This is a genomic window from Ochrobactrum sp. SSR (genome assembly GCF_030067775.1).
GTDB classification, from domain to species: Bacteria; Pseudomonadota; Alphaproteobacteria; order Rhizobiales; family Rhizobiaceae; genus Brucella; species Brucella teleogrylli.
In genome coordinates, this window is record NZ_CP125969.1 from 1,616,168 (window position 1) to 1,631,077 (window position 14,910).

Genomic DNA, 14,910 nt, shown 5'->3' on the forward strand with positions numbered 1-14,910 from the left:
GCAAACAACAAGTATCCGATGGCACTAGGGCTAATTCTACTTAGCCTGAGTCGTGCAAAAGGCGGGTTTTCACCCGCCTTTTTAATCGGTTCACTTCTGTTTGGGAAGCTCTACCACAATTTCATGTTCGCCATCCGGCTTGATCGGCACGCCTTCGTCCGGTTTGCCGACCTTGCGTCCGTTGAGCTTGATCGCCTTATCCTTAGCACCAGCGACAACCTTGACCCGGTAGAGCGCCTCGCCGAAGCGAAGCTCGGCTTCATAGCCGTCCCATTCCGGCGGCAATGCCGGATCAAGATGCAGCCTGTCTCCACGCTTTGTCACACCGAGGATACCCTCGGTCGCCACGCGGTAGAACCAGCCTGCCGAACCCGTATACCAGGTCCAGCCGCCCTGCCCGCGACGCGGCTCGACGGAATAGATGTCGGCTGCGATCACATAAGGTTCAACACGGTAGGTGTCCGGGTTGCGGCCATGATTGACCGGGCTGATCAGCGAGAACAGACGCCAGGCTTCCGCTGTCTTGCCCATGCGGGCCAGCGCCAGAATGGCCCAGGTTGCGCCATGGGTGTACTGACCGCCGTTCTCGCGAACGCCGGGCGGATAGCCCTTGATGTAACCCGGCTCCTGCACGGTCTTGTCGAAAGGCGGCGTGAATAGGCGAAGCAGTTCGCCCTCCTCATCCAGCAGACGTTTTTGGAGCGAAGCCATCGCCTGTTCGGCGCGCTTTGGATCTGCCACACCGGACAACACGCTCCAGGATTGCGCGATGGCGTCGATCTGGCATTCGTCGCTGTCTTTCGAACCAAGCGGCGCGCCATTGTCGTAGAAGCCACGACGATACCATTCGCCATCCCAGCCGTCGCGGTCGAGCGCCGCCGTCAGGCTGTCCAGATGCGCTTTCCAGATATCAACGCGAACATTATCCTTGCGCGCTTCGGCAATCGGGATGAACTGGCGCAGCGTATAGGCCAGGAACCAGCCGAGCCACACGCTTTCGCCTTCGCCCTTCACACCGACAAGGTTCATGCCGTCGTTCCAGTCGCCGCCGAGGATCAGCGGCAGACCATGCTTGCCGGTGCGGTCGACCGCAAGGTCGAGCGCCAGCGCGCAATGCTCGTAAAGGCTTGCCGTGTCCTTGGAGATTTCCGGCTCATAGAAGGCATCATGTTCGCTTGTCTCCAGCTTGCGTCCGACGAGGAATGGCAGCTTTTCATCGAGGATCGAGCGGTCGCCCGTCGTCTCGACATAAAGCGAGGTGCCATAGCCGAGCCAGACCACATCGTCCGAAATCAGCGTGCGCACACCGGCACCCGTGGCGGGCAGCCACCAATGCTGGACATCGCCTTCCGGGAACTGGCGCGATGCGGCATTGAGGATCTGCGCGCGGGCGAGCGTCGGATCGACGAGCAGCAGCGACAGCGTGTCCTGCAACTGGTCGCGGAAGCCGAAGGCGCCGCTGGCCTGATAGAAAGCGGCACGCGCCCAGATGCGGCAGGCAATCGCCTGATAAGGCAACCAGCCATTGACCAGAAGATCGAAGGCCGGATCAGGCGTCTTCACCTGCACGCGATTGAAGAGCGTTTCCCACTGGTTCTTCGCCGCCTGCAGCTTGTCCTCGAAAGACGCGGTGCGGGCGTCGGAAATCAGCTTTTTCGCCTGCACCTGATCGGCGGCATTGCCGAGCAGGAACACCAATTCGCGGCTTTCGCCAGGACCGACCTCGATGTCGAGCGCAAGCGCCGCGCACGGATCGCGTCCGGCTTCCACCGTGTTGGAGAGCGCCTTGCCTGCAAGCACGACTTCCGGCCTGTCCACCGAACCGGTGGTGCCGATGAACTCGCTGCGATCAGCCGTCACCGATTGTGGCTTTTCAGTCGCTGCAAAGAAGGCGATCTGGCCCGATTTGTCGGGATGATACGGGTTGCCCGCAAAGAGCGCACCCAGTTCATCATCATGCGACGGCACGATGAACGGCACGTTCTTGGCGCGGGCATTGCCCAGCACCCATTCGACGTAACCATAAGCGCGCAGCTTGCGCTTGGAGCGGCCCTTGTTGGTCACTGTCAGGCGCGACAGGCGCACCGGCTTGTCGGCATCGACGATATGGGTCAGTTCCAGCGCCAGTTCGCCATGCTGTGCGGCGAAAGTGCTGTAGCCATGGCTGTGGCGGGCTTCGTAAGTCACCGCCTCGTCGCGCAGCACATTCGACGTTGGCGCGAAGGTGCGGCCCGTTTCGCGGTCGAGGATATAGATCGCCTCGCCCGGACGGTTGGTGACCGGATCGTTGGCCCATGGGGTCAACTGATAGTCGCGGCTGTTGCCAGCCCAGGTGAAGGCCGAACCTTCCGCCGAGACATGGAAACCGAAGGACGGATTGGCGATGACATTGATCCACGGATGGGGCGTGTTGGTGAGGCCATTGACCCGCACCACATAGCTGCCATCCTCCGCAAAACCGCCATAACCGTTCCAGAACTGGAGATCGTCGCCCGACGGAGCCGGACGATTGGTGACCTTCGGCTTGACGACCGGACGGCGTTCTTCCGTACCGCCGACGCCACGTTCGATGGCGACAGGCGCAAGTCCGGCAGCACCGAGACCCTGTGCCGCCGCCTGACCATTGGTCGCCGACTTGGCATCGCGGGCGGCGAGATCGACGGTGATTTCCTCGCTGCGGCGCAATTGTTCGGCCAGCGAGCCGTTCTGCGCATGCATGACGATACGGGCAGAAGCCAGGAGCGTGTTGTAGCTTTCGTCGCTCATCTGGTCGCGGCGCACCGCGAAGATATGCGGCTGCCCGCCGCCACGGGCGCGGAAACCTTCCACGATCCAGTCGATGGCGCGCTGCGTATCCTGCGCATAGGAGAAGGCGCGTTCGTTGACCGCCACCACATCGACGGTGAGGCCCTTCGAGCGCCAATATTCCTGCGCGCGCAACACGCCGCGCAGCACTTCGAGATCGGCTTCGTTGTCGATCCGCAATGCGAAGATCGGATAATCGCCGGAAATCGACATCGGCCACAGATCGGACTGTTTGCCGAGACCGCTGGCGATGGTTTCCGGCGGCTGGCGCAAGGTCCGCTCGGGATAGAGCAGATAGGCCGCGACCTTCTGGTAATCGGCAGCTTCCGCCGGCTTGATACCAATATGGTAGAGCTGCACCTGCGAGCTGGTCCAGGACAGCGAATATTCGCGGGCAAAGCTTTCCGGATGGCGATGCATCGCCACGGCATGTTCCACCGCATCGCGGCTGCCACCGGCGAAGGTCCAGAAAACGAGGCTCACCTTCTTGTGTGCCGGTACGCGGACACGGGTGCGCACCGATGCAATCGGATCGAGCACGCAGCCCTGGCTGCCGCTAAATTTCGCACCCGGCTCGAAGGCAATCGCATCACGCAGGCTGCGGCCACGACCGATGAAGGCGCGGCGGTCGGTTTCGACCTCGGTTTCACGCACAGCGCCAGTCAGATCGGTGACGAAATGCGCAACATGGATATCCGGGTCGGACGGCGCGCGCTTGCGGCGCTTGGCATAGATGGTCGAACCGTTATCGGCGATTTCGGTTTCGACGAACATCTTGGCAAAGGCCGGATGGGCGGCATCGCTGTCCTTGTCGGTCAGCACCAGTTCCTCATAGGACGTGACTTCGATGATGCGGTCACGCGCCGAGGTGTTGATGATGTCGAGCCTGCGGCCCTCACCGTCATATTCCGACGAGACGATCACTTCCATGACCGTCTTGATATCGCCGGCGGTCTTGTAGAATTCCGCCTTGTCTTCGGTGAAGACGGTCTTGGTTTCTTCTTCCGGGTTGCGCACCGGCTCGCCGGTCGCCGACCACCAATAGCCGCTTTCCATATCCCGCAGGAACAGGAAGGAACCCTGAAGGTCTTCCGACGCATCGGCGTGGAAACGGGTGATATCCCAATTGTGCCAGCGGCTGTAGCCGGAACCATTGGCCGTGACCATCAGCGCATATTGGCCGTTCGACATCATATGCGTGGTGCGCGGCGCCTTGAACGGCTTGTCGATGATGCGCATCGGTGCATCGTCGAAACCGCCCGAATCCACGCGCATCGGATTTTCTGTCTTGGCGTAAATCATCGGGATTTCGCGCGGCGCCTTTTCCTGCAACAGGAGTTCGGCGGCTTCGATCACCGGATCGGAGTGGAAACGCTCGCGCATGCGGCCTTCGAAGATCACATTGTTGACCGCGATGATCGCCATACCATGATGGTGGGCATAATAGTTCTTCACGACCGCGCAGGTTTCGCCTTCGCGAACACGCGACGGGGTGAAGTCCACGGAATCGTGGAAGCCATAGCGGCCCAGCGCGCCAAGCTTGGCCAGACGCTTGAGGTTGGCGACGGCAGCCGCTGGCTGATATTGCGACGCAAGCAGGCTCGCATAAGGCGCGATAACCGCATTGCGCGACAGGCCGCGCTGCAAGCCCAGATTAGGCACGCCGAAGTTGGAATACTGGTAGTTCATATGCGCGTCACGCGCATTGAACGCCGCTTCGGAAATACCCCATGGCAGACCGCGCGAGGTCGCATAGTCGATCTGACGTTGCACCACGAGTTTGTTGGTCTGGTCGAGCAACGAACCGAGCGGCTCGGACATGACCAGCGGCGGCATCAGATATTCGAACATCGAGCCGGACCAGGAGAGCAGAGCGCCCTTCCAGCCCACCGGCACCAGTAGACGGCCCAGCTTGAACCAATGCTCGACCGGCACGTCGCCCTTGGCGATGGCGAAGAGGCTCGCCAGACGGGCTTCGGAAGCCAGAAGATCGTAGCAGCTTTCGTCCAGTTCGTTTTCCTGCACGCGGAAACCGATCGACAGAAGGCGACGTTCCTTCCGCTCAAGGAAGCCGAACTGCATATCGAAGGCCAGCTGACGCGAACGGGTTGCGAGATCGCGCAGGCGCTCGCGCAGCGCGTCGGTGTCGCGTTCGCCCATGGCGTCATCGGTGTGCGCCTGGCAGGTATCGACCAGAATACGCGCCCATTCCTTGGCCTCGGCGCTGGCGGGCGTCTCGATCTCGCTGTCGAGTTCTTCCATCAGACGCACGATATCATTGGCGAAAAGCGACAGGTTGATCGTGCGGAAGGATGCCGTTTCCGGCTCTTCCTTGATGGTGCGCACGGCGCGGCGGAAATTGGCGATACGCTCTTCCAGACGGCGGCGCAGCGGACGCAGGATGCGGCGGTCGTCCGGGATACTCGCGATGGTTTCCTCAAGGATGTCGTTGACATCGAGGATACCGTCGAGGTCGCCCTGCACATAGACGGATGGCGCTTCGGCCCATTCTTCGAGCGCCGAAGACAATGTCACCAGATGGCCGGCGAGATTGCCGCTATCCACCGCCGACACATAAAGCGGGCGCATCGGCGTCAGCGTGTTGGTCTCATACCAGTTGTAGAGATGGCCCTGATACTTCTCCATCTTCTCCAGCGTATTGACGGTCGCCTCGACACGCTCCACCGTTTCGTCGAAGCCAATCCAGCCGAAATCGCGGGCTGCGACAATCGACAGAAGATAGACGCCGATATTGGTCGGAGAGGTACGCTGCGCCAGCACCGGCAGCGGGTCTTCCTGGAAGTTATCCGGCGGCAGATGATGGTTTTCATCATTCGCGAATTCGGCGAAATAACGCCAAGTCCGGCGCGCATAACGGCGCAGATCAGACTTGTCGGATGACAGAACTTCGAGCGTGTCCTGCGGCTTGGCCGAACGGCTGACCAGCCAAGCGATCAGCGGCGAGACGAACCAGATCACCGCAAAGGGAGCGGCGATCAGCGCGGCATGGCTTTCGGCTGCGAGAGGCACGAACATCGCCAGACCAGCAATGGCCATGGCTGGCCACATGAGCTGGAAATAGAACAGCAGCGTGTCCGGTGAGGTCTTGGCCTGCGCCGCTGTGCGCCATTCCAGGAGGTTGCGGCGCGAAACGAACAGACGATAGACCGTGCGCGCAATGGCATCGGCCATGAGGAAGGCCGAATGCGCGATGAAGGTGGTGCGTAGCGCCACATCCGCTGTGCCCAGTGCAATATCGGTCAGCACCGATTGCGCATGTCCCTTCAGCGAATAATCCATATTCACCGGGATCAGATTGGTGACGATGCCGAAAGTCGGCGCGACGAACATGCTGACGATCAGGAAGCCCTGCCAGACGGCAGCAACGCCAAGCGGCAGCACGCTCCAGCCGATTACGGCGGCAAGCAACCACAGGATCGGGTTCAGCGAACGGCGCAGATTGTCCACCATCTTCCAACGCGTCGTGGCGCTGACGCCGCGATTGGTGGAAAACAGCCATGGCAGAAGCTGCCAGTCGCCACGCGCCCAGCGATGGTGGCGCGACACATCGACATTATAGCCGGTCGGATAATCTTCCACGACTTCAACATCGCTGACGAGTGCAGCGCGGGCATAGCCGCCTTCGAGAAGATCGTGGCTAAGAAGCGTGTTTTCCGGCACGCGATCCTTCAGCGCCGCCTCAAAGGCGTCGATGTCGTAAAGACCCTTACCGGTAAATGTGCCTTCGCCCAGCAGGTCCTGATAGGTGTCGGAAACCGCGAAGACATAAGGGTCTATGCCACGATTGACCGAGAAGACGCGTTGCAGGAACGATGCCTCGTCGCCCGTCGTCAGCGACGGCGTCACGCGCGGCTGCAAAATGCCATAACCGCGAACAACCTTGCCGGTCTTTTCATCGATGACCGGACGGTTCAGCGGATGGCTGAGCTTGCCAGCGAGATTGGTGACGGATTCCGGCGTCAGACGCGTATCGGCGTCCAGCGTCATCACATATTTGATTTCCTTCGGCAGACGCTCATCCGGCGGGAAGAAGCTCGTATCCTGATCGCCGCGCAGAAGCAGGTTCAGCTCGTGCAGCTTGCCGCGCTTGCGCTCCCAACCCATCCAGCAATTCTGCTTGTCGTTGAACAGGCGACGGCGATGCATGAGGAAGAAGCGCGGCTGGTCGCCGCCCGTATAATGCTCGTTGAGCTTAGCGATTTCCTCACGCGCATAGTCATAGATTTCCATGTCCGCAGGCTTGATTTCCTGCTTCGCATCCACCCAGTCGCTGACCAGCGCGAAATAGATCTCGCCGCGCGGATTGGTGAGATAATGGACTTCCAGATTGCGGATCTGCTCGTCGATGGAATCACGCGAGGTGATGAAGGTCGGCACCGCGACAAGCGTGCGCGCTTCTTCAGGCAAGCCTTCCTTATATTCGAATCCGATCAGGCGCGTCGGCTGTACGAACCACGGCACCAGCGCATTGAACAGCGAATAGGAGGCATCCATCGCCGGGAAGATCGCCAGCAGCGTGAACAGCAGGCGCAGATCGGTCGAAAGACCGGCACGGCTCATGCAGTAATTGACGAGCAGCAGAATCAGGATCGTGAAGATCGCCGTCGGGATGAATAGCCCAAGAAGTCCAAGCCCGCGATAAAAGCGCAGCGCCTTGACGCCGAACGGCGCCTTGTAGCCACAGACTTTCTCAAGATCGCTGCGACCGTCGCCCGACAGATAATAGGCGATGGAGCCCTTGCCTTCGGCTTCCGGATGACCGGCCTGCTCGGCACGCTGGCCTTCCTCGGCAAGCTTGAGCGCTGCCCAGGTGATATCGATTTCGCTCATATCCGAATAGCGGGCGAGCTTTTCAATCGTCACGCGATAGGCATTGCGCGAGCGGAAATCCAAGAGTTCGAAATCGCTGTGGTCGCGCAGGATCGCATCGACCTCGTTGACCGTTTCGAACCAGGTTTCCCAATCCACGTCGTCGATGGATTTCAGGCTGCGAATGACGTTGCCCATCGTCACGCCGCCAGTGGACTGGCGTGCATGTTCCTCGACGATGGCGTCTTCCGGGTTGCTGCCTTCCTGTTCCAGAATCCGTTCGAGCCAGCTTGCGGCAGCCGTCGTGTCGGTGGAGGCGGAACGCAGACGATAGAGAAGATGCGTGGCGAAAGTGCTGTCGCGGGCGGCCTGCGCATATTGCGCCAGAACCGCATCGAGTTCCGCGCCGTCGGCAGCGACCACAATGCGGTCTGCGGCCGTGTTGGCGAGATTGCGCATCAGGCGCGCACGATCAACACGCAGAGCCAGACGGCGCGCATTTTCGATCAGGAAATAGCGAACAGCGGACGGCAGCGCCCACAATTCACCGATCTTCAGCGGCTCGACTTCCTGAAAGCCCTTTACGATGGCCGTCAGGGTTTTGAGCGAGAAATTGCTGTCCGTATGGGCGACATAAAGCCAGGCCAGCGCGAAAATGCGCGGCATGCCTTCGACAGCCTTGTAAGGCGGCAACTGGCGAATGAATCGGCGCGGCAGATCGCGGCGTGCCTGCTGGACATTCTTGTCGATCTGGTAATGGTTATCGAGCAGCCATTGCGCGGCAGGCGTAATCGTCTCACCGGCACGCGACGCGGCGTCGGACGCGCGATAGGCATGCAGGATCAGCTTGCCGTTTTCGGACAGGCGCTGATCGAACGGAAACGCCAGATAGCCCGGCAGCGGAATGTCTTCCCCGCGGGCAACGGTGCTCGCCAGAACGCGCAGCTCATCTTCCGTCTTGTAAAGCGCGCGGATCGGCGATGGCTGTTCCGGCGGAATCTGATCAGAACCGCCCTGCCCAGTGGATTTCGGCTCCATCGGACTATTCGTTTTGGGCGGCTTTGACGATTTATTCTCGGTTGAGGTTGAATGGGAGTGCGACGAAGACGATTCCGGCATCTGCCTTAACAGCCTTTCCGAAGGGATGAGTTATCTGCGGCGGTGGATACTAAATTCATTTCAATTCAATGTAGGGAAACGACAGTATCCGTAATCGGTTCCCTGCATGTCGCCCGCATTTGGCCAAAATGCGACGGCGGATTGTGCTGATATTCAAACCGTTTAAATCGCAACGCACAATTCTTTCCCGGTAGTAATGTTGCGTTATGGATCAACTCGTTGAATACAACCCTAACATATTGAATTTATAAAAAATACCACCCTGGGTACGGTCGCAGCCATTTTAACGCGCGCCGCCATTCTCGTCCAGAACAACAAAAAAAGCGGCCTCCACGCGAGAATCATCGTGCGGAGGCCGCTTTTAGTCTGCTTAGCCAGTCAAAAACCGCGATTCAGGCATCAATCTTCGCCGAAGTTTCACTCGAAGCCTTTTCCGGTCCGCCTGCCGGAAACAGCTTCCAGTAGCGCGGACGAAACGCGATGCGGCTTTTCTCCGCAGCCGGGTGTTCGGCAGGAATTTCGATCTCGATGCGCTCACGCGCACCGCCCACTTCAAGCTCCACACGCCGCTTACCGCCGGAGCGGCGGCTTGCCACAACCGTGCCTGCGATGCAGCCGCCGCAACCGTCGAGCAGTTCCACATCATGCGGGCGGAAATAGAGCTGCGCCTCGCCCTCTGCCGCGCCCTCGGCGGTGAGGCCGATATTGCGATCCGTCAGCCAGACCTCGCCATTTTCGACCCGGACCGGAAGCGTGCTGGACTCGCCGATAAATCCATAGACGAAAGGCGAGTTCGGATTGTCATAGATTTCATCGGGCGTGCCGAGTTGTTCGATCCGTCCCTGGCTCATGACCACCACGCGGTCGGCCAGTTCGAGCGCTTCATCCTGATCATGCGTGACGAAAACGGTCGTATGGCCGGTCTTGTCATGAATTTCACGCAGCCAGCGGCGCAATTCCTTGCGCACAAGCGCATCCAGCGCGCCAAAAGGCTCGTCGAGCAGCAGAACCTTCGGCTCGATGGCCATGGCGCGGGCAAGCGCGACGCGCTGGCGCTGACCACCGGAAAGCTGGGCGGGATAACGCTTTTCCAGCCCCTGCAACTGCACCAGATCGAGCAATTCCAGCGCACGGCGACGGATTTCGCTGGTGGCAGGACGGGTCGAACCGGGGCGCACTTTCAGGCCAAAACCGATATTGTCCGCGACCGTCATATGCCGGAACAGCGCATAATGCTGAAACACAAAACCAACATTGCGCTCCTGCACGCTCTTCTGCGAGGCGTCTTCCTCACCGAAGAAAATCGTGCCTTCCGTCGGTGTTTCCAGCCCGGCGATCAGACGCAGCAGCGTCGTCTTGCCCGAACCGGACGGGCCGAGCAGCGCGATCAGTTCGCCAGACCGGATATCCAGCGACACATTATGCAAAGCCGGAAAACGGGCAAACTCCTTACGCACGTCGGCAACACGAACTTCCATTCCCTATCCTTCCCCTGCCGCTTCGCGGCCATTTATCCTTGAAGCCGAGCCCGGTTTCAACCACCCGGATCAGCTTTCCAAATTGCCTTCAGTGCCCGTTGCTGCCCGCCAGCTCATCGCTATAGCGCAGCTCCAGGATTGTCTTGATCGCCAGCGTCAGAAGCGCAAGCAGAGCCAGAAGCGAAGCCACCGCAAATGCTGCAACGAAGTTATACTCGTTATAGAGGATTTCCACGTGCAAAGGCATCGTATTGGTGAGACCGCGAATGCGGCCCGATACCACGGATACCGCCCCGAACTCACCCATGGCGCGGGCATTACAGAGCAGAACGCCATAGAGAAGGCCCCATTTGATATTCGGCAACGTGACATAGCGAAATGTCTGCCAGCCATTAGCGCCAAGTGAAATCGCCGCCTCTTCGTCCCCGGTTCCCTGCTCCTGCATCAGCGGGATCAGTTCGCGCGCCACGAAGGGAAAAGTGACGAAGACCGTCGCCAGAACGATCCCGGGCACCGCGAAGAGTATCTGGATCCCATGCTGCTCCAGCCACGGCCCGAGCAGGCTGTGACTGGAAAACAGCAGCACGAAGACCAGACCGGAAATGACCGGCGACACCGAAAACGGCAGGTCGATCAGCGTGGTCAACAGTGCCTTGCCCTTGAACTCGAACTTGGCGATAGCCCATGCGGCGGCCACGCCGAAAACCAGATTGAGCGGCACGGCGATGGCCGCAACCGTCAAGGTGAGCTTGATCGCCGACCAGGCGTCCGGCTCCAGCAAGGCTTCGAGATATTCGGTCGGGCCTTTGCGGAAGGCTTCCACAAAAACCGCAATCACCGGCAGGATCAGAAAGAGCGCCAGAAACGCCAGCGCCAGCGCAATCAGGATGATGCGCGTGGTCCGGCTTTCCGTCACGGCGCTACGGCTGGCGCGGCCAGTGCGGCTGGCGCGGCCAGTGCCTGTTGTTTCATTCGCCATAGCCGTATTTCTTTCTCGAACGCGCCTGAATGAGATTGATGAACAAGAGCATCGCGAAGGAAAGCACCAGCATGATGGTGGCGAGCGCCGTCGCACCGGCGTAATCATATTCCTCCAGCTTGACGACGATCAGCAGTGGCGCGATTTCCGACACATAGGGCGTGTTGCCCGCAATGAAGATGACCGAGCCATATTCACCCACTCCACGCGCAAAGGCGAGAGCAAAGCCGGTGAGGATCGCAGGCTGAAGGCTGGGCAGAAGCACCCGCCAGATGGTCTGGAAACGCGTGGCACCGAGCGTCGCCGCAGCCTCTTCGACCTCACGGCTGATTTCTTCCATGATCGGCTGCACCGTGCGCACCACGAAAGGAAGGCCGATGAAGATCAGCGCGACCACGATACCGATGCGCGTAAAGGCGATGCGGATGCCGAAGGGCGCAAACAGGCTGCCGATCCAGCCATTCGGTGCATAGATGGCGGCCAGCGCAATACCGGCAACCGCTGTCGGCAGCGCAAAGGGAATATCGACAATGGCATCGATGAAACGGCGGCCCGGAAAGCGATAGCGGGTCAGAACCCAGGCCAGAATAACGCCGAACACGACATTGACCAGCGCGGCGATGAATGCCGTTCCAAAGCTTGTTTCCAGCGATTTCAACGTGCGTTGATCGGTGATCAGCCGCCAGAAGCCGGAGAAACCGATCTCGCTGGAGCGCAGCACGAGGGCCGCCAGCGGAATGAGAATGAGAAGGGTCAGATAGGCAACACTGAAACCGAACGTCAGTCCGAAACCTGGAATGACGCTCGGCTTGCGAAAGTGCGACCCTGCTCTGGCCCGTGCAGGGAGCGAAGACATGCTGTTGTTTTGTTCCCTTTTTCAGTGGCTGCAAATATCAGCTTCGGTTCTGACCGGCTGACTGTGCTTTTGTCTGCCCCTTATTTGCCAGGCTTGTAGATCTGGTCGAACGTACCGCCGTCACCGAAATGGTAAGGCTGCGCCTTGGCCCAACCGCCGAAAATCGGATCGTCGATGGTTACCAGCGTCAGGTCTGGAAGCTTGCGCTGCTGGTCAGCCGGGATGAGGTCCGGCTTCGACGGACGGTAGAAATGCTTGGCTGCGATAGCCTGACCTTCCGGCGAATAGAGATATTCGAGATAGGCCTGCGCCAGCTTGGTGGTGCCGTTCTCCTCGGCGTTCTTGTCAACGATAGAGACCGGGGGTTCAGCTAGGATCGACTGCGGCGGCACAACGATATCGAACGCATCCTCGCCGAATTCGGCAACCGAAAGATAGGCTTCGTTTTCCCAGGCCAGCAGCACATCGCCGAGCTGGCGCTGCACGAAGCTGGTCGTCGCGCCGCGTGCGCCAGTATCAAGCACCGGCACGTGACGGAACAGGTCAGCGATGTAATCCTTGATCTTCTGTTCGTCGCCGCCATACTGCTTGTAGGCCCAGGCCCAGGCGGCAAGATAGTTCCAGCGCGCGCCGCCGGATGTCTTCGGGTTCGGCGTGATGACTTCCACACCGTCCTTCACCAGATCACCCCAGTCCTTGATGGCCTTGGGGTTGCCCTTGCGCACCAGAAAAACGATCGTTGATGTATAAGGCGACGAATTGTTCGGAAGGCGCTTGCGCCATTCCTTGTCGATCTTGCCGGTGCGCGACGCTATCGCGTCGATATCGCTTTCGAGCGCCAGCGTGACCACATCAGCCTTGACGCCGTCGATCACCGAACGGGCCTGCGCGCCCGAACCGCCATGCGATGCGCGGATGGTGACGGTTTCGCCGGTTTCCTTCTTCCAATGCGCCGCAAAGGCCGCATTGTAATCCTTGTAGAGCTCACGCGTCGGATCATAGGACTCGTTCAGAAGCGTCTGATCCGCGTGGCTCGCCTGAACGGTTCCGGCCAGCGAGGCCGCTGCCACCAATGCCGCCAAAGTGAGCGAAAGTCTCGATAATTTCACGACCGCCTCCATTGTTTCCTTTGGGCCCCCCACGGGTATCCCTCGTAGCCATTGGTCAGGACAGTATCAGAGGTCTTTGACGACAGGATGCCACAACCTCACCGAAATTTAAAACCGCTTCGAAAAATCTGCTCACTTTTGGGGTTATTTCGGGGATATTTTTTCCAGCGCCCTATCAAAACGCGTCGGGCGGTAGCATCATAAACTCAATGGGCAGGCGCGAGAACTGCCGAAGGCGCAGCGCTGCCCAACGCAAGCGGTGGCTGTTTCGGCTCATTCCATCCCATGTAGTTATAGAACTCATAGCGCCAGACGCCTATCGCTTCATGCAGGGCCAAATCGGTCACCAGAAAAGAAAGTCCCGCCGAAGACATGTTGGTATGCGCCGCCGTCAGAAACCCGGCTGCGACCGGCTCGGGCTTCACGCCGAAATGTGCCAGATAGAGCAAGTCACGCTTGATGATCGGCGCTGCTTGCAGCAGCACGATCTTCGCGGGCTTGATCGCACGCAGGATTGCTGCGGTGTTTTTGGCGTTCTGCCAAGTATTCCGGCTCTTTTCGTCCAACAGGATGGAAGCGGGATCAATACCGGCCTTCACCAATTGCCCGGCGATCGATGCCGCCTCGGTCACACCGGTCCCGGCCACATCTGCGCCGCTGACGATGAAGGTGCACTTCAGGGCGCTCTCGATACAGTGATGGTTCATGCCCACGGCAGCAAGGATCGGCCCATAGGAAAAGGCGAGCGGTTCGACCACTTTTTCACCGCGTTCCATGACGGTCTGCGTGCCCATGCCGAAGACGATAAAGGCGGTATTGTCTTCAAGCGAGGATTGCAGCGTCGATGAATAGGACGACTGCAGGCGGTTCATCAGATAATCGGGCAGGATGGCCGACGCGATTGCGCCATACAGAACGATGCCGACGGCAATCGAAACAAACCCAAGCTTGCGGCATTTGAAATACCAAAGCAGCAACCCGACAACAATAAATGCAATGGTCAGATTAAGTGTCATATCCGGAAAACCGATTATTATTATAAGTTTAGCAATAATTGATGTATTGAGAGACCACACATCGCCCCAGCTGGCAATCCCAATTATTTCGGAATATTGAACGAGCGCAATGAAAGAATGCCGCGCGCTGTAATCTTTGACGCAAAGATTATCAGTTATTTATAAATACAGCGATTTTATTGAATCACGGCACCAGATAGTGCTTGTCCCACTGGTCGGCGGGGACTTCGTCGCCAATATCATATTGAAAAGACGTTATATTGATGTGTTCATCATCCGTCTTGCAGGTAAAGGCGAGCTTGTACCAGTGCTCGCGGCTGCGGAAGGCAGCACCGTCTGCCGCAATGGAATTCTTCTTCGTCACCGGATCGGAAAAAGCATAGGCCAGCACCTTATCGACCGAAAATTTATTCTGTTCGCGGGTAATCCGCTCCATGGCCTCGACATCGCAGCGCTGTTCCAGACGGGTTACCGGATCGAGCTTTTCGAGCTGCGCTTTCTCGGACGCATTCATCGCGGAAGCAGGCAATGCCATCGAAACCAGGGAAACAAGGCAAGCGAGGGCAAAGGCCGGGGACAAAACAGACATAAACTTCATGAGACTTTCGGATACTCCTCGAAATGCATCGATATATGTCGAAAATTGTTCCCGATGCGAAGCGCGGGACTATAACAGCGATTTGGGACGCAAAGCCGATCATCACCTGAAATTGATATA

7 protein-coding genes are annotated in these 14,910 nt (G+C 59.0%); all 7 read right to left on the minus strand.

Features of this window, described 5'->3' with window-relative positions; genetic code table 11:
* Window positions 1-90: 90 nt before the first annotated feature.
* Entirely contained in the window at window positions 91-8,673 is an 8,583-nt protein-coding gene (locus tag QLQ11_RS07660) for a GH36-type glycosyl hydrolase domain-containing protein (protein WP_371831108.1), read from the minus strand.
* 473 nt (window positions 8,674-9,146) lie between these two features.
* Window positions 9,147-10,232, minus strand: a complete 1,086-nt coding sequence (locus QLQ11_RS07665) for a sulfate/molybdate ABC transporter ATP-binding protein (RefSeq protein WP_109368144.1) — start codon at window positions 10,230-10,232, stop codon at window positions 9,147-9,149.
* Window positions 10,233-10,320: 88 nt separating this feature from the next.
* A complete protein-coding gene (gene cysW, locus QLQ11_RS07670) occupies window positions 10,321-11,211 on the minus strand; it encodes a sulfate ABC transporter permease subunit CysW (protein WP_109368143.1) in 891 nt (296 codons plus the stop codon).
* Complete coding sequence (gene cysT, locus QLQ11_RS07675; protein WP_109368142.1) at window positions 11,201-12,067, minus strand: sulfate ABC transporter permease subunit CysT; 867 nt, start codon at window positions 12,065-12,067, stop codon at window positions 11,201-11,203. Before cysT ends, cysW begins: the two co-directional genes overlap by 11 nt.
* An 80-nt stretch (window positions 12,068-12,147) precedes the next feature.
* Window positions 12,148-13,176, minus strand: a complete 1,029-nt coding sequence (locus tag QLQ11_RS07680; RefSeq protein ID WP_283736011.1) for a sulfate ABC transporter substrate-binding protein — start codon at window positions 13,174-13,176, stop codon at window positions 12,148-12,150.
* 206 nt (window positions 13,177-13,382) lie between these two features.
* Window positions 13,383-14,192, minus strand: a complete 810-nt coding sequence (locus QLQ11_RS07685; RefSeq protein ID WP_121537060.1) for a YdcF family protein — start codon at window positions 14,190-14,192, stop codon at window positions 13,383-13,385.
* A 184-nt stretch (window positions 14,193-14,376) separates the two neighbouring features.
* Window positions 14,377-14,790 (minus strand): DUF930 domain-containing protein, encoded by a 414-nt coding sequence (locus tag QLQ11_RS07690; protein WP_109368141.1) that lies wholly within the window; start codon window positions 14,788-14,790, stop codon window positions 14,377-14,379.
* Window positions 14,791-14,910 lie beyond the last annotated feature (120 nt).